General features: G+C 70.0%; 22 protein-coding genes. 13 read left to right on the top strand and 9 right to left on the bottom strand.

What is annotated here, in order from left to right; genetic code table 11:
- Nucleotides 1-31: 31 nt before the first annotated feature.
- Together ABOD76_RS13235 and ABOD76_RS13240 are read right to left on the bottom strand one after the other, a co-directional pair.
- A complete protein-coding gene (locus ABOD76_RS13235) occupies nt 32-1297 on the bottom strand; it encodes an extracellular solute-binding protein (protein WP_350242432.1) in 1266 nt (421 codons plus the stop codon).
- 116 nt (nt 1298-1413) lie between these two features.
- Entirely contained in the window at nt 1414-2430 is a 1017-nt protein-coding gene (locus ABOD76_RS13240) for a LacI family DNA-binding transcriptional regulator (protein WP_350242433.1), read from the bottom strand.
- A 242-nt stretch (nt 2431-2672) separates the two neighbouring features.
- On the opposite strand from ABOD76_RS13240, the gene ABOD76_RS13245 reads away from it, so the two are divergent.
- From ABOD76_RS13245 to ABOD76_RS13260, 4 genes are all read left to right on the top strand, one after another.
- Nucleotides 2673-3119: a CoxG family protein gene (locus ABOD76_RS13245; protein ID WP_350242434.1), complete on the top strand. Its 447-nt coding sequence runs from the start codon at nt 2673-2675 to the stop codon at nt 3117-3119.
- Between the two features lie 55 nt (nt 3120-3174).
- The gene (locus ABOD76_RS13250) at nt 3175-3681 is read left to right on the top strand and encodes a (2Fe-2S)-binding protein (RefSeq protein ID WP_433961774.1); all 507 of its coding nucleotides are present in this window, start codon (nt 3175-3177) and stop codon (nt 3679-3681) included.
- 63 nt (nt 3682-3744) lie between these two features.
- On the top strand, nt 3745-6162 hold the full coding sequence (locus ABOD76_RS13255) for a xanthine dehydrogenase family protein molybdopterin-binding subunit (protein WP_350242435.1): 2418 nt from the start codon (nt 3745-3747) through the stop codon (nt 6160-6162).
- A 51-nt stretch (nt 6163-6213) separates the two neighbouring features.
- Nucleotides 6214-7047 carry a xanthine dehydrogenase family protein subunit M gene (locus ABOD76_RS13260; RefSeq protein ID WP_350242436.1) on the top strand — a complete coding sequence of 278 codons (834 nt, stop codon included), beginning with the start codon at nt 6214-6216 and terminating at the stop codon, nt 7045-7047.
- 51 nt (nt 7048-7098) lie between these two features.
- Here ABOD76_RS13260 and ABOD76_RS13265 read toward each other — a convergent pair whose 3' ends face one another.
- A complete protein-coding gene (locus ABOD76_RS13265) occupies nt 7099-7797 on the bottom strand; it encodes a hypothetical protein (RefSeq protein ID WP_350242437.1) in 699 nt (232 codons plus the stop codon).
- Between the two features lie 45 nt (nt 7798-7842).
- Between ABOD76_RS13265 and ABOD76_RS13270 the strand changes: the two genes are divergently transcribed.
- The 6 genes from ABOD76_RS13270 to ABOD76_RS13295 all read left to right on the top strand — a co-directional run bounded on the left by ABOD76_RS13270 (nt 7843) and on the right by ABOD76_RS13295 (nt 14411).
- Entirely contained in the window at nt 7843-8001 is a 159-nt protein-coding gene (locus ABOD76_RS13270) for a hypothetical protein (protein WP_350242438.1), read from the top strand.
- Between the two features lie 62 nt (nt 8002-8063).
- On the top strand, nt 8064-10283 hold the full coding sequence (locus tag ABOD76_RS13275; RefSeq protein WP_350242439.1) for an MMPL family transporter: 2220 nt from the start codon (nt 8064-8066) through the stop codon (nt 10281-10283).
- A gap of 32 nt (nt 10284-10315) precedes the next feature.
- A complete protein-coding gene (mnmE, locus tag ABOD76_RS13280) occupies nt 10316-11629 on the top strand; it encodes a tRNA uridine-5-carboxymethylaminomethyl(34) synthesis GTPase MnmE (protein WP_350242440.1) in 1314 nt (437 codons plus the stop codon).
- Between the two features lie 62 nt (nt 11630-11691).
- Nucleotides 11692-12939 carry a TCR/Tet family MFS transporter gene (locus ABOD76_RS13285; RefSeq protein WP_350242441.1) on the top strand — a complete coding sequence of 416 codons (1248 nt, stop codon included), beginning with the start codon at nt 11692-11694 and terminating at the stop codon, nt 12937-12939.
- Nucleotides 12940-13039: 100 nt separating this feature from the next.
- On the top strand, nt 13040-13243 hold the full coding sequence (locus tag ABOD76_RS13290; protein ID WP_350242442.1) for a hypothetical protein: 204 nt from the start codon (nt 13040-13042) through the stop codon (nt 13241-13243).
- 238 nt (nt 13244-13481) lie between these two features.
- Complete coding sequence (locus tag ABOD76_RS13295) at nt 13482-14411, top strand: GNAT family N-acetyltransferase (RefSeq protein ID WP_350242443.1); 930 nt, start codon at nt 13482-13484, stop codon at nt 14409-14411.
- Here the strand turns inward: ABOD76_RS13295 and ABOD76_RS13300 are convergent.
- From ABOD76_RS13300 to ABOD76_RS13315, 4 genes are read right to left on the bottom strand one after another with little or no spacing between them, the layout of a single operon-like run.
- Nucleotides 14408-15556 (bottom strand): ATP-binding protein, encoded by a 1149-nt coding sequence (locus tag ABOD76_RS13300; RefSeq protein WP_350242444.1) that lies wholly within the window; start codon nt 15554-15556, stop codon nt 14408-14410. The two genes, ABOD76_RS13295 and ABOD76_RS13300, sit on opposite strands and share 4 nt — an antisense overlap.
- Nucleotides 15553-16224: a response regulator transcription factor gene (locus ABOD76_RS13305; protein ID WP_350242445.1), complete on the bottom strand. Its 672-nt coding sequence runs from the start codon at nt 16222-16224 to the stop codon at nt 15553-15555. Before ABOD76_RS13305 ends, ABOD76_RS13300 begins: the two co-directional genes overlap by 4 nt.
- Nucleotides 16225-16264: 40 nt before the next feature.
- Nucleotides 16265-16372 (bottom strand): SHOCT domain-containing protein, encoded by a 108-nt coding sequence (locus ABOD76_RS13310; protein WP_350245269.1) that lies wholly within the window; start codon nt 16370-16372, stop codon nt 16265-16267.
- Nucleotides 16323-16685: a hypothetical protein gene (locus ABOD76_RS13315; protein WP_350242446.1), complete on the bottom strand. Its 363-nt coding sequence runs from the start codon at nt 16683-16685 to the stop codon at nt 16323-16325. The genes ABOD76_RS13310 and ABOD76_RS13315 overlap by 50 nt, the downstream gene beginning before the upstream one ends.
- Nucleotides 16686-16848: 163 nt before the next feature.
- Here ABOD76_RS13315 and ABOD76_RS13320 point away from each other — a divergent pair, with 163 nt between their 5' ends.
- The 3 genes from ABOD76_RS13320 (at nt 16849) to folE (ending at nt 19586) form a co-directional block, all read left to right on the top strand.
- Nucleotides 16849-17529 carry a hypothetical protein gene (locus ABOD76_RS13320; protein WP_350242447.1) on the top strand — a complete coding sequence of 227 codons (681 nt, stop codon included), beginning with the start codon at nt 16849-16851 and terminating at the stop codon, nt 17527-17529.
- A gap of 103 nt (nt 17530-17632) precedes the next feature.
- Nucleotides 17633-18847, top strand: a complete 1215-nt coding sequence (locus tag ABOD76_RS13325; protein ID WP_350242448.1) for an adenylosuccinate synthase — start codon at nt 17633-17635, stop codon at nt 18845-18847.
- A gap of 127 nt (nt 18848-18974) precedes the next feature.
- Entirely contained in the window at nt 18975-19586 is a 612-nt protein-coding gene (folE, locus tag ABOD76_RS13330; protein WP_350242449.1) for a GTP cyclohydrolase I FolE, read from the top strand.
- A gap of 9 nt (nt 19587-19595) precedes the next feature.
- Here the strand turns inward: folE and ABOD76_RS13335 are convergent, their stop codons facing one another.
- Nucleotides 19596-21341 carry an NPCBM/NEW2 domain-containing protein gene (locus tag ABOD76_RS13335; RefSeq protein WP_350242450.1) on the bottom strand — a complete coding sequence of 582 codons (1746 nt, stop codon included), beginning with the start codon at nt 21339-21341 and terminating at the stop codon, nt 19596-19598.
- A gap of 593 nt (nt 21342-21934) precedes the next feature.
- Nucleotides 21935-22636 carry a dienelactone hydrolase family protein gene (locus ABOD76_RS13340; RefSeq protein WP_350242451.1) on the bottom strand — a complete coding sequence of 234 codons (702 nt, stop codon included), beginning with the start codon at nt 22634-22636 and terminating at the stop codon, nt 21935-21937.
- Between the last annotated feature and the right edge of the window lie 6 nt (nt 22637-22642).

Here is a 22642-nt window from a genome sequence, read left to right on the forward strand (position 1 = left end):
GGGCCGCTTCCGGCCGGCGCCCGCGCCGCGATTACTTCAGGATTTTCTTGGCCAGCGTTTCCATCTGGTCAGCGGCGGCCTGCGGGGTGACGCTCAGGCCCAGCAGCGCCTGGCTGGTGTCCTTGTGCAGCTCACCCAGCTGAGGCGCCAGGTCCTGGTCGTACCACAGCTGCACGCTGGGGGCCTTGCTGACCAGCTGCTGGATGCGCTGCAGCAGCGGATCGGTGACCTTCAGGCCCTTCACCGGCGGCAGGCGGTTGTCGCCCACCCGGTCCTGGGCCGCCTGATCGTCGATCAGGTAGGTGAGCAGCTTGGAGGCCGCATCGGGGTTCTTGCAGGTCTTGGAGACGCTGTAGAAGTTGTCGCCCACCGTGCCCAGCACTGTGTTGGCGTTGCCCTTGCCGCCCGGCACGGTGGGGAACGAGAAGAAGTCCACGTTCTTCAGGAAGTTCGGGTTCTCGTTCTTGATGGTGCCGAGCTCCCAGGTGCCCATCAGCTCCATGGCGGCGCGGCCCGAGTACAGCAGCTGCCGCGACACGCCGCTGTCGTAGTCCAGCCCGTTGTAGCCCTGCACGAAGGCTCCGGCCTTCACCAGGTCCTGCAGCATCTGGCCGGCCTTCACGAAGGTCGGGTCGGCGAAGCTGCCCCCCTTGGTGCGCGTCACGGCGTTCTTGAACACGTCCGGGCCGCCGATGCGGTCCACCAGGTAGCCGTAGAACATGCTGCCGGGCCACTTGGCCTTATTGGCGAGTGAGAAGGCCGCCACGTTGTGCTGCTTGAGGGTGGCCACCACCTTCAGCAGGTCCGGCCAGGTCTTGGGGACCTGCAGGTTGTACTTGGCGAACAGGGCCTTGTTGTACAGCACCACCGCCACACCGGTGTTCTCGGCCGGAATGCCGTAGACCTTGCCGTCGAAGGTGACGGCGCTCCAGGCGGCCGGCAGGAAGCGGTTCTTGAAGGCGGCGTTCTTGCTGAGGAAGGGGGTGAGGTCCAGCACCTGATCGGACTTGATGTACTCGTACAGCGGTCCGCCGCCCCACGACATGAACACGCACGGGGCGTTGCCGGCGCCCACCGCGATCTTAAGCTTGGTCTTGTAGGTGTCGTTGGGCGTGACCACCACGTTGACGTTGACGCCGGGGTTGGCCTTCTGAAAGCGGTTCACGGCGTCCTGAATGATCTTCTTGCCGTTGTCGGTGGTCTGGATGTGCCACAGGTCCAGCGTGGTCTGGGCCTGGGCGAGCGTGGTGCTGGCGGCGAGCAGGGCGGTCAGGGCACGAACGCGCTTGTGATTCATGGCAGGCTCCTGGAGGCAATAGTGTCCGGACGAACGCGGGGGGCGTCCGGAGGGGAGAGGCTGAACTTGACGGTGGTGGGAGAGCCCCGCCTTTCCCGGGGCCCGGACAGCTCAGGTCACGTGGCCGGAGGTGGTCCGGTGGAGGCCCGCACCACCAGTTCGGTGGGCAGCACCAGCCGCTCGGTGACGGGAAGGCCGCCGTGCAGCAGGTTGAGCAGCATGCGGGTGCCGGCCGTGCCCATCTCAACGAGCGGCTGCCGGATGGTGGTGAGCGCCGGATGCACCTGCCCCGCGTGCGGAATGTCGTCGAAGCCGATCACCGACAGGTCGTCCGGCACGCGCAGGCCGCGGTCCTTGATCGCCTCCATCGCGCCGAAGGCCGAGAGGTCGTTGGCCGCGAAGATGGCGGTGGGCGGCTGCGGCAGGTCCAGCAGGGCGCGCGCCGCCGCGAACCCGCCCGGCTGCGTGTACTCGCCGGGCCGGACCAGCCCAGGGTCGAACGGCAGGCCGGCGGTGAGCAGGCCCTCGCGGTAGCCGCGCAGCCGCTCCAGGCTGGCGCTGGTCTCGCGGCGGCCCGCAATGAACCCGATGCGCTGATGCCCCAGCTCCAGCAGGTGCGACACGGCTAGCCGCGCCCCGTGGTAGTGGTCGGCGTCCACCAGCGGGAACGGCACCGCCGAATCCGCCGACGCCACCACCACCACCGGCACCCGCGCCTGCTGCAGCGCCTCGGCGTAGCGGTCCAGCGAGCGCGGCAGCACCATCAGCAGGCCGTCCACCAGCCCGCGTGTCAGCCGGCCCACGTTCTGCCGCTCGTGGATGGTGTCCTCCTGGGTGGTGGAGATCAGCAGGTCCAGGCCGGCGTCGTAGGCGGTGAGGTTGGCGCCGCGCACCACCTCGCTGATGTACTGCGGCCCGATGGACGGCACCACCACGCCCAGCGTGTTGGTGCGGCCGCCGGCCAGGGCGCGGGCCGAGGCGTTGGCGGTGTAGCCCAGGTCCTCAATGGCCTGCAGCACCCGTTGCCGCGTGGCCTCAGAGATGCCGGGCTGTTTGTTCACCACCTTGGACACGGTCATTTTGGACACGCCCGCGTGGCTGGCGATGTCGGCAAGCGTGACAGCAGAGCGCATCGGACTCCTTTGAACCGCATGGTCGAACTTGGATATGCGTAACGTTACCGGTAACCCTGAGTGTCTGTCAAGCGACAGTTGCGGTCAGGCCGAGCCAGACCGGACGGGGGAGACGGCAGAGCGCGAAGGTTCGACGTGTTAAGATCGCTGCATCTCAAGGTGGCAGATCGGAGACCGTTCGGACGGCGGGAACCCGGCGTGGGTCAATCGTGCGTGGGCGGGCTCCGGACGGAGGTACGAACGTGCAGGTACAGGGAACCAACGTGATTCAGGCACCACGCGAGCGGGTGTGGGCGCTGCTGCAGGACCCGGACGTGCTGGCCCGCTGTGTGCCGGGCGTCCGTGAGATGGTGGATGAGGGGGGTGGCACCTACCGCGCCGTGATGGACGTGGCGGTGGGGCCGGTCAAGGGGGCCTTCAAGGCCAAGATTCGCGTCAGCGACCAGCAGCCGCCCGAGCGCATGACGCTGGGCGTGGAGGCCAAGGCCCCCACCGGCATGGTGAACGCGGTGGGTACGCTGACGCTGGTGGACCAGGGCGCGAGCACCCGGGTGGACTGGGTGGGCGACCCCAAACTGATGGGCATGATCGCCAGCCTGGCCGGTCGCCTGATCGGCGGCATCAGCAAGCAGCAGGCCGACATCTTCTTCGGCAACCTGGAGAAGGAAGCCCAGGCGCAGACCGCCTGAGCGTTCTTTTTCCGAAGCGTCGGCACCGACTTTCCACTTTCCACGGAGGACAGGCATGAGCACAATGGACATCACGGTCACGGTCAATGGTGAGCAGCGGCAGGCTTCGGTGGAACCGCGCATGCTGCTGGTGCATTTCCTGCGCGACGAACTGGAGCTGACCGGCACCCACGTGGGCTGCGACACCAGCCAGTGCGGGGCCTGCACGGTGCATCTGGACGGCCACGCGGTCAAGAGCTGCACCCTGTTTGCGGTGCAGGCGGACGGACGCGAGGTGCTGACCATCGAGGGCATCGGGGCAGTGGGGGAACTGCACCCGCTTCAGACCGGCTTCTGGGAGGAACACGGCCTGCAGTGCGGTTTCTGCACGCCCGGCATGATCATGAGCAGCGCTGAGCTGCTGCGGACCAATCCCAACCCCAGCGAGGACCAGATCCGGCATGCGCTGGAGGGCAACTTCTGCCGATGCACCGGCTATCACAACATCGTGCGGGCCGTGCAGCACGCGGCCGGGGCCATGGCGGCCGGAGCTCAGCCGCAGTCCAGCGCCGCCGACGATTGAGCTGCCCGCGCCCGTGTTCCGGCTGTTTCTGAGCCCCGCTGCCTGTTGATGGAGGAGCCACCCATGACCGAGCTTCCCGATTCCAACTACAAAGAGCCGACCTCGCCCCAGAAGTTCATGGGCAAGGCGATCAAGCGCGTCGAAGATCCCCGCTTTCTGACCGGCACCGGCCACTACACCGACGACATCAACCTGCACGGTCAGCTGCACGCGGCCATGCTGCGCAGCCCGTATGCCCACGCGAAGATCGGGGCCATCGACGCCTCGGCCGCGCTGGCGGTCAAGGGCGTGCGGGCGGTGCTGACCGGCCAGGACCTCGCGGACGCCGGGGTGGGCAGCATTCCCACCGGCTGGCTGCTGCCGGACCTGAAGGTGCCGCCGCACCCGGCCATCGCGCACGGCGAGGTGAACTACGTGGGCGACATCGTGGCGGTGGTGATCGCGGACACCCGCGCCATCGCCGAGGACGCCGTGGCGCTCATTGATGTGGACCTGCAGCCGCTGCCGGCCGTGTCGCTCGGCAGCCAGGCGCTGGCGGACGGCGCCGTGGAGGTGCATCCGGAGGCGCCGGGCAACGTGGCGTTCCAGTGGCAGATCGGCGACAAGGACGCCACCGACGCGCACTTTGCTCAGGCGGACCGGGTGGTGACGCTCAAGCTGCGCAACCACCGGCTGGTGCCGAACGCCATCGAGCCGCGCGCCAGTCTGGCGCAGTATCAGGCCGCCGGGGACGAGTACACGCTCTGGACCACCAGCCAGAACCCGCACATCCACCGGCTGCTGCTGGCGGCCTTCGTGCTGGGCATTCCCGAGAACAAGCTGCGGGTCATCTCGCCGGACGTGGGCGGCGGTTTCGGGTCCAAGATCTTCCAGTACCCGGAAGAGGTGATCGTGCTGTTCGCGGCCAAGCGGCTGAAGCGGCCGGTCAAATGGTCGGCCCGGCGCTCGGAGGCCTTCGTCACGGACATGCAGGGCCGCGACCACGAGTCGGAGGCCGAACTGGCCCTGATGAACGACGGCCGCATGATGGGCCTGCGCGTGAAGACCATCGCCAACCTGGGCGCCTACCTGACCACCTTCGCGCCGGCGGTGCCCACCTACCTGTACGGCACGCTGCTCAACGGGGTCTACAAGTTCCCGGCCATTCACGCCGAGGTGACGGGCGTGTTCACCAACACGGTGCCGGTGGACGCCTACCGCGGCGCGGGCCGCCCGGAAGCCACCTACCTGCTGGAGCGCATCGTGAGCAAGGCCGCCGCCGAACTGGGGCTGGATGCCAGCGAGATCCGGCGCCGGAACTTCATTCAGCCGGACGAGTTCCCGTACCAGACCCCGGTGGCGCTGGTGTATGACAGCGGCAACTACGAGCCGGCGCTCGACAAGGCGCTGGGCATGGTCAACTACACTCAGCTGCGCCAGGAGCAGGCCGAGGGCCGCCGGACCGGGCAGAAGTACATCGGCATCGGCTTCTCCACCTACCTGGAGGCGTGCGGGCTGGCCCCCAGCGCGCTGGTGGGACAGCTGGGCGCGCAGGCGGGGCAGTGGGAGAGCGCGGTGGTGCGGGTGATGCCCACCGGCAAGGTGGAGGTGCTGACCGGCTCGCACAGCCACGGCCAGGGCCACGAAACGACCTTCGCGCAGATCGTGGCCGAGGAACTGCAGATTCCGATGGAGGACGTGAGCATCATTCACGGCGACACCGGCAAGATGCCGTTCGGCTGGGGCACCTACGGCTCGCGCAGCGCGGCGGTGGGCGGCAGCGCCCTCAAGATGGCGCTCGGCAAGGTGAAGGCCAAGGCCACCAAGATCGCCGCGCACCTGCTGGAAGCCGCACCCGAGGACGTGGAGCAGGTGGACGGCTCGTTCCGGGTGAAGGGCGTGCCGGAGGGCGGCAAGAGCTTCTTCGACGTGGCGCTGATGGCGCACCTGGCGCACAACTTCCCCGAAGGCATGGAGCCGGGCCTGGAAGAACAGTACATGTACGACCCCAAGAACTTCGTGTACCCCTTCGGCACCCACATCGCGGTGGTGGAGGTGGACGCCGACACCGGCAAGGTGAAACTCAGGCAGTACGTGGCCGTGGACGACTGCGGCCCGATCATCAACCCGATGATCGCCGAGGGTCAGGTGCACGGCGGCATCGCGCAGGGGTACGGTCAGGCGGTGCTGGAGGAGACCGTCTACGACGAGGACGGCAACCTGCTGAGCGGCACCTTCATGGAGTACGCCATGCCGCGCGCCGAGGACATGGTCCAGATTCAGGTGGGCCACACGGTGACGCCCAGCCCGCACAATCCGCTGGGCGTGAAGGGCATCGGGGAGGCCGGGACCATCAGTAGCACCGCCGCGGTGGCCAATGCCGTGGTGGACGCGCTGGAGGCGTTCGGCATCCACCATCTGGACATGCCCTACACCCCGGAGAAGGTCTGGCGCGCCATTCAGGACGCCCGCAAGAGCCAGCCGCAGGCTGCCGACGACTGAACCGGGCGGCGCTCCGTTCCACCCTCTTTCCCCCCTTCTCCGGAGGTTTGCATGTACACCACCGAATTCGACTACCACCGCGCCGGCTCGGTTCAGGACGCCCTGGAGCTGCTGGCCGCCAATGAAGGCGCCAAGCTGCTGGCCGGCGGGCACTCGCTGGTGCCGGCCATGAAGCTGCGCCTCGCCGCGCCCACCGCCCTGATCGACATCAGCCGGGTGGAGGAACTGAGGGGCATTCGCCAGGAAGGCGACCGGATCATCATCGGGGCCGGCACCACCCACGCGGAGCTGCTGCACTCGGAGCTGCTGGCGCAGCTGTGCCCGCTGCTGCCGGACGCGGCCCGCTACGTGGGCGACCCGATGGTCCGCAACTGCGGCACCATCGGCGGCGCGCTGGCCCACGCCGACCCCGCTGCCGACTACCCGGCCAGCATGGTGGCGCTGGAGGCCGAGCTGAAGCTGGTCAGCCGCGACGGTGAGCGGGTGGTGCCGGCCCTGGAGTTCTTCCACGGCATGTTCGAGACGGCGGCCCGGCCCGATGAGCTGCTGACCGAGATTCACATCCCGGTGCTGCAGGGCGCGAAGATGGCCTACGAGAAGTTCCCGCACCCGGCCAGCCACTACGCGATCGTGGGGGTGGCGGCCATCCTGACGGACGGCGGCGTGCGGCTGGGCCTCACGGGCGCCGGCCCCAACGCGGTGCGGCTCAGCGCGGCGGAGGCGGCCCTGGGCAGCGACCTGAGCCCGGAGAACGTGCAGCGGGCCACCGAACAGGCCATCTCGCCGGACGAGCTGCTGGGCGACCGGTTCGCCAGCGCCGACTACCGCGCGCATCTGGTGGGCGTGATCGCGCGCCGCGCCATTGAGCGGGCCCAGCAGGCGTAGCACAGCGCTTCAGAGGAGCTGGCCCGGCCTGCACAGGCCGGGCCAGCTGTGTCAGGGCCGGACCGCCCGCAGTTCCTCGGCCGTGATGGGCGCCAGCACCGCCCGGACCGCGAAGGTCTGCCCGTGCCCGCTGGACCGGTTGTCCCGCGTCCAGTCATGGACCTGCTGCATCAGCCGGACGAAGTCGGCCATGATCGTGTGCGCCTGCTCGGGGGTGAGCAGGCCTGCTGCCAGCCCGGTGAAGGCGTTCAGGTCCGGCCCCTGCCAGCCGGTCAGCACGTCGCGCAGTTCGGCGTCGGCGTAGCCCTCGTCGGTCTGCGCCCGCTGGCCGTCCCAGTAGAGCCGCAGGCCCCACTCGCGTCCGGCGGCCTGTTCGGCCAGCGCCCGCTCGAACTCCCGGCCCAGCGCATGGGCCAGCAGCCGGTCGAGCGGCAGAAACTGCCGTTCAAAGTGCTCCCCGAAGTCGGCGTCCGGCGTCAGGGCGCGCGGCACGAAATACGCTGGGGCGCTGCTTCGGTAGTGGCGGATCGGGCGGCCCGCCCGCGCTTCCTGGCGCGTCACCACCAGCAGCCCGGCCCGCACGAGCGCCAGCACGTCGCGGTGCACCTGCCGGATATCGGTGCGGAGCCGGCGGGCCACGGCGGCAATGCTCGCCTCCTGGGCCAGGAACTGCCCCAGCACCTCCCGCACCCGGGGGTGCAGCAACAAACGGATGGCGGCAGGGTCAGTGACGTGCAGCGCGCTACTCACGGCCGTATCTTACGGTGCGAGTAGCACGCCGCGCACCATACCTCCATGAACCACGACCTGCTCCACCAGCACGCTGAAGTTCGTCTGGAGTCGCTGCACCGTGAGGTCCGGGAGCTGGCCGCCTGCCGCCCTGCCCGGCGCTGGCCCCGCCTGCGCGTCCAGATTCCTCTGACCGGCTGGGTCCTGCTGCTGGTGCCCGGCTGAGCTGCTCCACATGAAGCCGGGGCATGGTATGCCCACGTCCCGCTTCTGCTCTACTGCGCTGGATGCCATCGCTCGCCCGTTTCGTGACCGGCCGTCCCTGGCTGGTGCTGTCCCTCTGGGGAGTGTTGGTCCTGCTCTGCCTGCCGTTTGCGGCCCAGGCCCCTCGCCGGCTCAGCGCCGACCCCGGCGCCTTGCAGGTCTCGGAGAGCGTCCGCGTGACCCAGCTGCTGAAGGAGCGCTTCGGGGAGGCCGACACCAACACCGTGCTGCTGGTGCTGGAGGGCCGTGTGCCGCAGGGCAGCCCCACGTTTCAGGCGGCCTATACCCGCTTCATGGCGGGGCTGGCGCAGGTGCCGGGCGTGTCGCGCACGGTGCGCTACGACGCCCAGCAGGCCTACCGCACCGTCAGCCCGGATGGCCTGCTGACCCTGTCGGTGGCCCAGATTCCGCTGCGCGAAGGCGCTTCGGCCGCACTCTCGGCGGTGCGGGCGTATGTCGCCGCGCAGAAAGACCTGCCGTTCCGGGTGCGGGTGACGGGTGGGCAGGCCATCGCCGACGACTTCACCACCTACGCCGAGAGCGACACCAAGCGCAGCGAGTTCGCGGCGCTGCCGCTGACGGCCGTCGTGCTGCTGTTCGTGTTCGGGGCGCTGGTGGCCACCGGGCTGCCGCTGCTGATGAGCGTGCTGAGCATCACGGTGGCCATGGCCGGGCTGTACGGGCTGACTCAGCTCACCACCGTCAGCACCTTCGCGCAGAGCGTCATCACGCTGCTGGGGCTGGGGGCCGGCATCGACTACGCCCTGCTGATGGTCAACCGCTTCCGCGAGGAACTGGCCCGGCACGGCGACGCCCGGGAGGCGGCCCGCCGCACCGTGCTGACCGCCGGGCGGTCGGTGGCCTTCAGCGGCCTGACGGTGGCCATCGCGATGGCCGCGCTGATCATTCCGCCGCTGTCGTTTGTGCGTGGCATGGGGCTGGGCGGCGTGCTGGTGGTGGTGCTGACGGTGCTGGCCAGCCTGACGGCGCTGCCGGCCTGCTTCGTGCTGCTCGGCGAGCGGGTCAACAGCCCGCGCCTGCTGCGGCTCAGCTGGAGCCAGAGCCCGCAGGCCAGCGCCGCCTGGACGCGCTTCGCCCGCCGGGTGACCGCCCGGCCGTGGCTGTCGGTGCTGTCTGGGACGGTGCTGCTGCTGGCCCTGGCGTCGCCCGCCCTGGAGCTCAAGACCGGCTACGCGGGCGCCTTCGGGCTGACGCCGGGCGTCGAGTCGCGCGACGCCCTGACGGACGTGCAGCGGCTGGGGGCCGGCGGCCTGCTCAGCAGCTTCGAGGTGATCGTGGACCTGGGTGCCGAGCGCTACGGGCCAGCCACCCGGCCACAGTTCCGGCAGCTGGTGGAGCAGCTGCAGCGGCTGCCGGGCGTGGCGGCCGTGATCTCGCCGTTCGTGCGGGCCAGCGACCTGGGCACGGCGCAGGGGACCGGCCTGGACCGCACCTTTCAGCTGGCGGCGCTGGCGCAGCGCTCGGTCAGCCGGGACCGGCAGTATCTGCGCGTCACGGTCATTCCGGAGAGCAATCTGCGCGCCGACCACATCGATCCGTTCGAGCAGCGGGTGCGCCGCGTGCTGGACGGCAGCGGGCACCCGTATCTGCTGGGCGGCGCGCCGGTGGGCGAGCGAGAATTCACCCGCGCCCTGGTGAACGCCACGCCGCTGGCGATCGGGGTGGTGTTTGCCGCCACCTTCCTGCTTCTGCTGGTGGCCTTCCGCAGCCTGGTGGTGCCCATCAAGAGCATTCTGATGAACACCCTGACGGTGGGGGCCACCTATGGCGTGGTGGTGCTGGTGGTCCAGAAGGGTGTGCTGGCCGGGCCGCTGGGCATTCCGGCCGACGTGGGGGTGCTGGACAGCTCGCTGCCGCTGGTGCTGTTCGCGGTGCTGTTCGGGCTGAGCATGGACTACGAGATCTTCCTGCTGTCACGGGTGCAGGAGGAATACCTGGCCGGGGCCAGCAACGAGGAGGCCATCGTGCGGGCGGTGGGGCGCACCGCCCGGATCATCACCAGCGCGGCGCTGATCATGTTCATCGTGTTCACCGCCTTCATCGTGGGGCGGGTGGTGGTGAACAAGAGCGTGGGCCTGGGGCTGGCCGTGGCGGTGCTGCTGGACGCCACGCTGGTGCGGCTGGTGCTGGTGCCGGGCTTCCTGCGGCTGGCCGGCGACTGGAACTGGTGGCTGCCCGCGTGGCTGGACCGCCTCCTGCCCAAAGTCCACATCGAGCACTGAAGCGGGCCGGGGCCAGCCGCTATGCTCGGCGCATGACCCGCCTCGGCCTTCAAGACACCATCGCCGCCGTCGCCACCGCTCCCGGCCATGCCGGGGTGGGGGTGGTGCGGCTCAGCGGCCCGGACGCGCTGCCGCTGGCCGACCGGCTGTTCGCGGGCCGCCGCACCCCCAGCCGCACCCCGGCGGGCCGTTTCCTGTACGGGCAGGTGCTGGACGAGCAGGGCGAAGCGCTGGACGACGGCCTGTGTCTGGTGTTCCGGGGGCCGCACAGCTACACCGGCGAGGACGTGGCCGAGCTGCAGACGCACGGCAGCCCGGCAGTGCTGGAGCGGGTGCTGACCCGGGCGCTGGAACTGGGCGCGCGGGCGGCCCGGCCCGGCGAGTTCACGCTGCGGGCCTACCTGGCGGGCCGCCTGGACCTCTCGCAGGCGGAGGCGGTGCTGAACCTGGTGAACGCCCAGACCGAGACGGCCCGGCGGCAGGCGACGCTGGGCCTGCAGGGGGCGCTGTCGGAGCGCATCGCGGCGGTGCAGCGGCAGGTGACGCGCACCCTGAGCGCCATTCAGGCGCTGCTGGACTACCCGGAGGAGGGCGTGCCGGAGGAGGAACGCGACCGGCCTCTGCGGCAGGCGATGGCCGAGCTGCGCACGCTGATCTCCACCAGCCGGGCGGGGCGGCTCGCCACACGCGGGGCCCGGCTGGCCATCGTGGGGCGGCCGAACGCGGGCAAGAGCAGCCTGCTCAACGCTCTGCTGGGGTATGAGCGCAGCATCGTGACCAGCCGCCCCGGCACCACCCGCGACTACCTGGAAGCGCAGCTGGAGCTGGCCGGCGTGCCGATCACGCTGGTGGACACCGCCGGGCTGCGCCTGACCGACGACGAGATCGAGGCGGCCGGGGTGCGGCAGGCCGAGACGCTGGCGCGCCACGCCGATCTGGTGCTGCTGCTGGAGGACGGCCACCAGCCGCGCGACCCGCTGCCGCAATTGGAGGGGCTGCCGATGCTGCGGGTGCAGACCAAGCAGGATCTGCCGCCGGTGTGGCAGGACCCGGCCGCCCTGACGGTCAGTGCCCGTACCGGGGAGGGGCTGGCAGAGCTGCGCGAGGCGATCCGCGCGGCGCTGCTGGGTGACGCGGCCCGCAGCGAGGTGTGGCTCGGCAGCGAGCGGCAGGTGGACGCGGCCCGCCGCGCCCTGCAGCACCTGGAGGCGGCTACGACCCTGCCGGATGAGCTGGCCAGCTACGAGCTGGAGCAGGCGCTGCAGGCGCTCTCGGAGCTGACCGGCCGCGACGTGCAGGAGGACGTGATCGATGGCGTGTTCCGCAATTTCTGCGTCGGCAAGTAGCGGACAGGCCCTAGATCATCTGGCGGAGGCAGAACAGACACTTGTGGTTTAAGCTCAGTCGTATGCGACCTCAACGACCGGCGGCCCTGGCGTTCATCCTGATCACGGTGCTGATCGACGTGATGGGCATCGGCCTGATCATTCCCGTGCTGCCGCAGCTGATCAAGCGGCTGGCCGGTTCGGAGGTGGCGGGCGCGCAGATGCTGGGTGTGCTGGCGGCCGTCTTCGGCCTGATGCAGTTCGTGTGCGCCCCGCTGCTGGGCGCGCTCTCGGACCGCTACGGCCGCCGTCCGGTGCTGCTGGGCAGCCTGCTCGGCACCGGGCTCGACTACCTGCTGCTGTACTTCGCGCCCAACCTGTGGTGGTTGCTGCTGGGCCGCCTGATCGCGGGCGTGACCAGTGCCAGCATCACGGTGGCCAACGCCTACATCGCCGACGTGTCACGGCCAGAGGACCGTGCCCGGCAGTTCGGGCTGCTGGGCGCGACCTTCGGGGTGGGCTTCATCCTGGGGCCGGTGCTGGGCGGCGTGTTGGGCAACGTGGACCTGCGGCTGCCGTTCGCCTTCGCAGCGGGACTGGCGCTGCTCAACGCCCTGTACGGCCTGCTGGTGCTGCCCGAGTCGCTGCCGCCGGAGCGGCGCGGCACGGTGGCCAGGAACGTGCTCAACCCGTTCGCGCCGCTGGCGAACCTGGGCCGCTATCCGCTGGTGCGCAGCCTGGCCGGGAGCTTCGTGCTGTTCGGGCTGGCGCAGCAGGTGATCTTCAGCACCTGGGTGCTGTTCACCGAGGATGTGCTCGGCTGGACCCCGGCGCAGAACGGGCTGGGCCTGGCGCTGGTGGGCGTCACCACGGCGCTGGTTCAGGCGGTGCTGGTGGGGGTGGCGATGCGGGTGCTGGGTGAGCGTCGGGCCATCCTGGCGGGCCTGCTGATCGGCGCGGTGCAGTTCGTGCTGATGGGGCTGGCGCGCAGCGACGCGATGATGTACATCGCCATCGTGGTGGGCAGCCTGGGCGGCATCGCCGGTCCGGCGCTCCAGGGCCGCATCAGCCGCTCGGTGGACGAGCGCGAGCAGGGCAGCGTCCAGGGCGCGCTGACCGGCCTGAACAGTCTGGTGGGGGTGGTGGGCCCGCTGCTGGCCACCTGGGTCTTCGCCCACTTCACCGCCAATCCGCAGGCGCGGGTGCCGGGCGCGGCCTTCTTCATGGGCGCGGTGTTCTCGCTGCTGGCCACCGTGCTGGTGGGGCTGGTGCTCAGCCGGATGCCGGAACAGCAGGGCAGCAGCCTGGACGATGGTCAGCCGGCCCGCTGACCGTCAGGGGCAGACCGGCACCTTCAGGCCCCTTCATGTGCCTCTCGCGCCGGTGGCATGTGCCGGAGGCATACTGCCAGCACTGCACAGGAGGTAGCGCATGACCGGACCCTACGACCGTCCGCCCGCCCCGGCATCCGAACCGACCGATACCCCGTTGCCGATGCCCGAACAGATGCCCGGCCACGATACGCCGATGCCGGTCAATGACCCGCCGGTGAACCCGGACACCCCCGGCATGCCGATGCCGGACCCCACCCCCAACCCGGATACCCCCGGCATGCCGATGCCCAGTCCGCTGTAAGCCCATGGACAGCGTCCGCCCCTGCTGAAGCTTCAGCAGGGGCGGACTGGTTGGCGGGTGCCTGGCCGAAGCTGGAGGACAAGTGCGCCGACGGCACTTCCATTCCGGTATAAACATATTACGCCTGGAGCGAATTAGAAGAATGTGATTCGCTGCATACCGGTTGTATGTCGTATCTAGGCCAGATGGCGGAGTGGCCCGGTTTGTCCGGCTGGAGTGGAGCTGTCAGGCTGCCTGTATGCCTGAATGGACTGTCCGTGCGGCCTGCGCCGCCGATGCCGAAGCGCTGGCGCCGCTGGTCAGCGCCGCCTATCTGGGCCAGTGGATCACCACGCCCGAACAGCTGGTGGCCCGGATGGACGCGGCCGGGCCCAACCACTTCGTGCTGGTCGCTGAAGCCGAGGGTGCGGTGCAGGCCGGCGTGCTGGCCTCTGGGTTTCCGACGGCGCCCGCCGCAGTGCGGCTGCAGTGGTGCGGCGTTCCGTCCGCCTCCACCCCGCTGTATCTGGCGGCGTTGAGCTGGGTGGCCACCAGCGCGCCAGACGTGCGGCAGCTGATCAGCGTGGTGCGCGAGGACCACGCTGATCAGGTGGCCTTCCTGACAGCCGCCGGGTTCCGCAACGCCCACCAGTCGTGGGGTGCCCACCTGGCGCTGCCCGACCTGGACCTCACCCGGTATGACGCGCTGGAGGAGCGGCTGTATCTGGCGGGTTACGAGACCGAGCGGCTCGCGTGGCCCGCCCCGGCCGCCGATCTGGCCAGCCTGTACCGGCTGTGGGAACAGGGCGTGCAGGACGCGCCCCGCAACCCCACCACCACGCCGGATCCGCTGAGCCCCGAGACATTCCGCAGCCAGTTGCAGCAGGAGGTGGTATTTCTGGTGCGCTGGAAGGGGCAGCCGGTGGCCAGCACCCGCCTCACTCCCACCGGTGACAGTGTGGACACCGAACACACCGTGGTGGACCGCGCGCACCGGGGCCGGGGGCTCGCCACGGTGGTGAAGGCCGCCTCGCTCGGCTGGGCCCGGGCGGAAGGGTACACCCGGGCCAGCACCGGAGGCAGCGTGGCCAACCTGCCGATGCTGCGGGTCAATCAGCGGCTCGGGTACCGGCCGGAACCGATGTGGCTCACCTGGGTCCGGCCGCTGGACATGACCGAGCAGGGCTAGGGGCGGCCCGGCGTGTCGGCCGGAAACTGCATCACGAATTCCGCGCCGCCCTGCGGATGGTTGCGCGCCTCGATGTGCCCGCCCTGCGCCTCCACCAGCGCGCGGGCAATGGCCAGCCCCAGACCGCTGCTGGCCCGGCCCTGATCGTCGGTGTGGCGGGTGCGGCTCGCCTCGGCCCGGAAGAACCGCTCAAACGCCCGCGACAGGTCACCGCTCTGGAAGCCTGGACCGTGGTCGCGCACCCGCAGCACCACCCGCTGACCCTCCTGGCCCGCCTGCAGATCGAGCGGCCCCGGCGCGGCGTACCGGAGCGCGTTGTCGATCAGGTTGTTGAGCACCTGGGTCATCCGGTCCGGGTCCGCGTGGAACGGCACCGGTCCGGGCGCGTCCAGGGTCAGCTGCACCCCGGCAGCCCCGGCGCGGCCCCGGTGCGCGTCCACCGCTGAACGCAGCAGCAGGGCGGCGTCCAGCGGTTGCATGTTCAGGCTCATGGCGCCGCTCTCGGCCAGCGAGAGGGTCCGCAGGTCGCTGACCAGTCGGGCCAGCAGCAGCACCTCACCGTGCAGCCGCGCCAGCCCCGCCTCGTCCGGCGAGACCAGCCCGTCCTGCATTGCCTCAATCTCGCTGCGCAGCACCGCCAGCGGGGTGCGCAGGTCATGGGCGATGTCAGCCACCAGCCCGCGTCGCCACGCTTCCTGCCGGGCCAGCCTTGTGGTCAGGGCATTGAAGGTCAGGATCAGGGTCTGCACCTCGTCGGCACGCGGCGGCACCGGCACCTGCACGCCGCGCTCGCCAGCCTCCAGCCGCCGCGCCGCCTCGGTCAGCGAGGAGAGCGGCCGGGTGATCTGCCGGGTGACGCCCGCCGCCACGACGCTGGCCAGCCCGGCGATCAGCAGCCCGGCCCGCACCGCGCTGCTGGTGATCTGCTGACCGGCGGTGCGCGCCGGCGTGGCGTCCAGGCTGGTCGGGCTGAGCTGCTCCTGGCGCAGCACCCGAAACACTGAGCCCACCGTCAGGAAACTGGTGAGCGCCACCGCCAGCACCGCCACCAGCACAAAGGTGCGGGTCAGGCGCGCCCGCAGGCCGGTGGGACGCCGCCGGTGGCGACGGGCCGCCCGCTTGCGCTCGCGCCGTTCCTCCCTCATGCCCTCAGCCGGTAGCCCACGCCGCGCACCGTCTCCAGCTGCGCCCCGCAGGACCCCAGCTTGCGGCGCAGGTTCTTGACGTGGGCGTCCACGGCGCGCTCGTCGGTGCCGCGCTCCAGGCCGCCCAGCGCGGAGAGTAGCTCGGTGCGGGTGCGCACGTGACCCTCCTCGCGGGCCAGCGCCGAGAGCAGCCGCAATTCGGCCACCGTCAGGTCCAGCGGCTCCGGGCCGCAGTGCGCCTCGAACGCGGCCAGATCCAGCCGCAGCTCACCCACCTGAAAGCGGGTGGGCTGCGGCGCGCTGCCCTGGGCCCGGCGCAGCACCGCCCGTACCCGCGCCACCACTTCGCGCGGGCTGTACGGCTTGACCACGTAGTCGTCGGCCCCGATGCCCAGGCCCACCAGCCGGTCCACCTCCTCGTCGCGTGCCGTGAGCATGATGATCGGCACCTCTGACTCGGCGCGCACCCGCCGCGCCACCTCCAGGCCGTCCATCTCCGGCAGCATCAGGTCCAGCAGCAGCAGGGCCGGGCGCGCCGCGCGCCACAGTTCCAGGGCGCGCAGCCCGCTGCCGGCCCGCTCGGTGTGGTAGCCCTCGCGCCGCAGGTACTGCTCCAGGATGTCGGCCAGGCGCGGCTCGTCCTCCACGATCAGGATGGTCTGGGACATAGTGATCTCCTGTGGACCATCCTGACAGACGATGGCAGCGTTACGAGCGCTCTGGAGCGGCCGACGCGGTCGGGTCGCCCAGGGTACGCCGGAGCGCCTCATACTGCTCGGCGTCGATCTCGCCGCGGGCATAGCGCTCGCGGGCAATGTTCAGCGCGCCGTCGCTGAAGAAGCGGTCCCGTCCACGCCGCAGCTTCTCGCTCCAGTCGCCGTCGTCCTTGCTGGCGTCCGTCTGCGCCTCCCAGCCGTCGTCCGTTGCCCGCTCCCATCATCATCCGGCGTTCGCGCCAGTGCCGGCGGCCCCGGCCCCGGAAGAACAGCACCGCGCCGCCGATCAGCAGCAGCGGCAGCAGGAAGCCGGGGCCGCCGTGGTCGTGGGGGGCGTAATAGCCGGCCGGGTAGCTGGGCACGGCCTGGGTCTGGAAGGTCTGGGCGGGCGGGTTGTTGATGATGACGTCCATGTGTTCACTCCTGTGCCGGGCGGAATCCACTGCCCTGCGTGCATGCAAGGTAGGCCGGACCCTGTGAAGGCCGCTGGGAGCCTGTGTGAATTCTGTGTGAACGGCAGCGAGGTAGGCCACAAGTGCGCGGGGTGAGCACCGGCGAGCGCGCTACGCTCGGCGCATGATGCTGTTCGGGGTCTTTCTCCTGGGGGTGGTCGCGGTGCCGATTGCCGGGCTGCTGGGTCTGCTGGTTCACTGGCTCACCCGGGGCCGGCCTGGTCATACCGCTGTGCTGATGGCGGCCGTCGCTGTTCCGTTCATCCTGGTGGGCCTGACCGGCGCCGCCATGATCGTGCCGCTGTTCTGGCGCAGCGACAGTGACGCCGACACCGGCTGGTCCGACCTGTTCCGGACCCCGTTGGGCGGCGGATACTACGCCACGCGCATCGACACGACCGAGGGGCCGGCCTACCTGGATCAGGCGGGGCGGGGGGGGACCTCCATGAGCCCCGAGAACGAGGTGCGGCGCTTCGGCTGTCTGAAGGGGCAGGCATTCCTGCAGATGGGCGAGGGGTACATCGTGGTCCACGCCCAGGCCCGGTCGCTGCAGCCCCTGCCGGACGAGGTCCAGTTGCGCCGAACGCTGGGCGTGTCGGCGGGCCAGCCGCTGCCCTGGCTGTCCGAGGATGACTTCTATGACCGCTGTTCCCCCAAGCCGGACACGCTTCTGGACCGGGTCTGGGACACTGGGCTGATCGTGCTGGTGCTGGCGCTGCTGCTCGGCCTAGTCGGCGGGGTGATCTGGGTTCGCCTCCAGCCGCCTGCCCTGCATAGGGTGCCGCCCCCCCGCTGGCCCCAATAGCCTGATACTCTGAAGTACGGTGCCGCGCACCGTGCTTTTTTTTGCCGTCACTCCGGTGGCAGCGTGGAGGCCAATACCGAGTGCGTGGCTGGTGGGAGCATCAATGCCTGGAATCGCAATCATCGGGGCGCAGTGGGGAGACGAGGGCAAGGGCAAGATCACCGACTTCCTGGCCCCTCAGGCCGAGTTCGTGGTGCGCTATCAGGGCGGCGCCAACGCGGGCCACACCGTCACGGCCAAGGGCCAGACCTTCAAGCTCAACCTGCTGCCCAGCGGGGTGCTGCACCCGGGCGCCGTGAGCGTGCTGGGCGACGGCATGGTCATCGACCCGATGAAGTTCATCGAGGAGCGCGACAACCTGCTCGCGGCCGGTCTGCAGCCGGACCTGCGCATCTCGGACCGCGCGCATCTGGTGCTGCCGCATCACAAGTACGTGGACGGCCGCAAGGACTTCGTGGGCACCACCGGGCGCGGCATCGGTCCGGCCTACGCGGACCGGGCGCGGCGGGTGGGCATCCGGTTCGGCGACCTGCTGGACGAGGCGGTGCTGCGCGAGCGGGTGGAGCGGCTGCTGGAAGCCAAGCCCAACAGTACCCGTGACGCCGGCTGGACCGACGTGGACGCGGCCCTGAAGGATCTGGCGCCCATCCGCGAGCAGCTGTCGCCGTTTGTCCACGACACCGGAGCGCAGCTGCGCGAGGCGGTCAAGGCCGGGCGCAACGTGCTGTTCGAGGGCGCGCAGGCCACCCTGCTGGACCTGAACTACGGCACCTACCCCTTCGTGACCAGCAGTCATCCCACTGTGGGCGGCATCATCGTGGGCACCGGCGTGAGCCACAAGGCCATCAACCGGGTGTACGGCGTGGCCAAGGCCTTCAACACCCGGGTGGGACACGGCCCCTTTGCCACCGAGGTGTTCGGGGAGATGGAGCAGCGGCTGCGCGGCGACGGCTCTCAGCCGTGGGACGAATTCGGCACCACCACCGGGCGCGCCCGCCGGGTGGGCTGGCTGGACCTGGCGCTGCTCGGCTACGCGGTGGACGTGAACGGCATGGACGGGCTGGTCATCAACAAGATGGACGTGCTGGCCGGCATCGATACCCTTAAGGTCTGCGTGGCCTACGGCAGCGAGGGCCAGCCGGTCTACCGCGAGATGAAGGGCTGGAGCACCACCGAGGGGGCCGTCAGCCGCGCCACGTTGCCCAAGGAGGCGCAGGCCTACCTGGACCTGATCGAGGAGACGGTGAACTGCCCGGTGGTGATCTTCTCGGCCGGCCCGGCCCGCGAGCAGACCTACGGTGAGGTGAGCTGGTCCTGAGAGCGGCGCGGGAGAGCGGGGCGGCACTGCTGCAAGACAGACAGTCTGGAGGGCGCCGGGCTTCTACACTCTCCTTCATTCAAGGAGGACCCCGCCTGTGACCCTGCCACTCGATACACTAGAAGGTATGCCCATTCCCAACACCAATGAGGCCCTGAACCCCACGGCAGACGCCACCGGCCTCGCCGACCTGACCGGGCAGTGGCTCAGCCTGATCGGGGAAGACCCGCAGCGCGAGGGCCTGATCAAGACGCCCGAGCGGGTGGAGAAGGCCTGGCGCTTCCTGACCGGCGGCTACCGTCAGACGCTGGCGGAGGTGGCCGGCGACGCGGTCTTCCAGGCGGAAGGCAGCGAGATGGTGGTGGTCAAGGACATCGAGTTCTACTCGATGTGCGAACACCACATGCTGCCGTTCTATGGCCGCGCCCACATCGGCTACATTCCCGGCAACCAGATTCTGGGTCTGTCCAAGTTTGCCCGCATCACGGACCTGTACGCCCGCCGGCTGCAGGTGCAGGAGCGCCTGACCACCCAGATTGCGGAGGCGGTGCAGGAACTGTTGCAGCCGCAAGGTGTGGCGGTGGTGCTGGAAGGCATCCACCTGTGCATGGCCATGCGCGGCGTGCAGAAGCAGAACAGCACCACCACCACCAGCGCCATGCGCGGCACCTTCAAAAGCGATCAGCGCACCCGTGCCGAGTTCATGAGCGCCATTCAGACGCGGCTGGGTCAGCGCTGACCCCGGACCTCAGGGGAGCAGCCGGCTCAGCTGAGTCAGCCCGCTGACCGCACCCCTGCCTGGCTGAAGCAGGACGCTGCGGCTGTCCTGCACCGCTGCGCCGGCGGGGCCGCCGTAGCTAAAATCGGCCGTCCCATTGTCCAAGAATCGGAACAGTGCGGGCGCAGCGTTCATGGCACAGCCGCCCATGATGCTGCGCCCGTCGGCCTGCAGGGCCAGAGAAGTGGGCTGGTCCGCCGGGGCGGTCACGGTCAGGTCCGGCGAGGCGTGGAAGGTGCTGTCGGGCGCGCCGTCCGGGGTCAGCTGCCACAGGGCACACACCTGAGCGGCGCCCACCTGGACCGTTCCGGCCAGCAGCGCCTGACCGCCGGGCCGCAGCAGCGCGGCATGCACGGTCGCTGCCGGGTCGTCGAGTCGGGTGACGCCGGCCGCGCCGAAGGTCGGGTCCGGTGCGCCGCTGGCCGTGAACCGTACCACGGTGGGCTGGCCTCCCTGGTCGCCGCTGCGGCCGGCGGCCAGGAAGCGGCCGTCCGGCAGGGTCGTCAGCGTTTCCAGCCGGGCCGCTGGTCCCAGGTCCAGCACGCGCTCACCCTCCACGCCGAAGCTGGCGTCCGGCTGACCGTCCGGCAGCAGCGCCCGTACCACAAACGCGCTGCCCTGGCTGCCGCCGATCAGCACTCGGCTGTCCGGCTGGACCGTCAGGGCGCGGGCGTCGCCCGGCCACTCCAGAAACAGCGTGCCGGGGTACCCCGCATCCGCTCCGTTCCCGAAGCTGGGGTCCGGCTGACCGCCCGGGAGCAGCCGCTGCAGGAACAGGAAATTGTCGTTGCTCAGGTCGGGCAGCGGGCTCCTGGGGAGGCTGGCCCGGCCCAGCAGCAGGACGTCGCCGTCCGGCTGCACGGCCACGCTCAGCGCGGTGTTCGCTGCAGAGAAGGACAGTGCGGGCGCCTTGAAGCTGGCGTCCGGCTTGCCGTCCGGCAGCAGCCGCGCCACGAAGAACTTCTGAGGCTGCTCGTCAGGTGGGGCCGGTTCCACCCCGAAGCCCAGAATGCGGCCGTCCGGCTGCAGGGCGGTTACGCTGGCCGGGCGGCCAAACCCGCCGGTCTGGAAGGTCGGGTCCGGCCGGCCCGCTGTCGCCGCGACCGTCTCGGTACAGCGGATCACCGGATTGAGCCAGTCGGCGTGGTCGTGGTCGGCTCCGTCGCCCGCGTCGGTGACGCTCAGCGTGAGCGTGCTGGCCTGATCCAGCCGCACTGAGACGTTGCGGGCGGGACTGCGGCCGGTCAGGACCGGGCTGGTGTACCGGGGGACGCCATCTACGGCCACCTGAACCACCACCGATCCGTCATCGCCCACCTCATCATCCACCCCCACGCTGGCGCTGAAGGTGCAGCCCAGCTGTGTGGTGCTCTGCAGCGCGTAGTTCAGTTCACTGTGGGCATGCACGCCCAGGCCGGTCGCGGACCGCACACCGTTCACGGTGAGCGCGGCGCCGTCACCCTCGGTGCTGCTGCCGTTGCTGCGGTTGCGCTCAAAGGGACCGGAGCCGTTGCGGGCCGACAGCAGCGGCCCGTCCACCAGACTGATGCTGCCGGCGGCCAGCGTCAGGCGCTTCTGGCCCCCGGCCTCGGCCTTGTAGGTCCAGGGACGAGGTTCCGCTCCTGAAGGTGGCGGCGTGACAGGCTGACTGCAGGCGGCCAGCAGCAGCCCCAGCGCCACGCTCCAGCCGAGTGAGTTTCTGAGATGTGTTGTCATGGCCCTTCTCCTCGTGCGCTGCCGGATGGATATAGGCCCGGGGGCCAGAGGCGGCAGCGTCACCTGCGACAACCCGGACCCGGCCGCCTGCCGGGGGCAGGCCGCGTACGTCGGCGGGCACAGAAGGGGGAGGCCGCGCGGCGTTGGTCCACCCGGTGAAGACGCAGATCAGGAAGGGGAGGCTGTCAACCCCAGGATAGGAACAGTGAAAAGCATGAGGATGATCCCGCTCCGCAGCATTTCTTGAGCTGGGCTTGTGTGGAGGCCGGGCAGTTTCTCATGTGAGCGCTAAGCAGGCCAGAACAACGTGGGGGTCCAGGATCAGGGGCCTATCCCGGGCTGCAGTTCTGTGGCAATTACTGGCAGGTTTCCACGTCGCCCGGCATCAATCTGCGTCCGACAATCTGGGCCTGCAGGCGCACCGGCTGAATCAATACGTGATGGCTTTTCGATGATCACATGGATGACAGCGTGCAGAGCCTCAAGTTGGGCCGCTGGCCGATCACATCCGGAACGTGAGCTTCTCGAGCTCCGGGGGAGACATCCGCGGACGCTCTGGTGCACGGCCGTTCAAGTTCACAGCCCCTCACTCTTCAGCGGCCTGCGAGGTTCTCCTCGCCACGCACATGCTCGTCGAAGAAGGCCAGCACCCGGTTCCAGGCGTCCACGCTCGCCACCGCGTCAAAGGAGGGGCCGGCGTTGGCGAACGAATGCCGGGTGCCCTCGTAGATCCGGATGTCGTTGGGGATGCCCTCGTCGTCCAGTTCGGCCCGGAGCCGCTCGCCCTGCTGCCGGGTCACGTCCTGGCCAGGGTAGCTGCCCACTACCGGACAGCTGCGCCGCACCGCCTCCAGCGGCCTGGGGTTGAAGCCGTAATACGGCGCGACCGCCCGCACCCGGTCGTCGCTGCAGGCCAGCGCCACGGCCAGGCTGCCGCCCATGCAGAAGCCGATGGCGCCCAGCCGTGAAGCGTCCACGCCTTCCAGCGTACCCAGCACCCCCAGCGCCGTTCGGGTGTCGCGGATGCCCTGGTGCTCCAGGCTGTTCAGGAAGATGCCCGCCAGCATCCGGGTCATGCACACCGCCCGGTTCTGATCGGTGAACAGGTCCACCGCCATCGCCACGTAGCCGGCCTGGGCCATCCGGTCGGCGGCCCGCCGGATGTCGTCGCGCAGCCCGAAGATCTCGTGGATTACCAGCACGCCCGGATGCGGCCCGGCTCCCTGCGGGCGAGCGACGTAGGCCTGGAGGGTCCGCGACCCGGCCGCGAACGAGATCATCTGGTCCTGGGGCATACGTGA

Source organism: Deinococcus sonorensis KR-87, from assembly GCF_040256395.1.
In the GTDB taxonomy this organism is placed as follows: Bacteria; Deinococcota; Deinococci; order Deinococcales; family Deinococcaceae; genus Deinococcus; species Deinococcus sonorensis.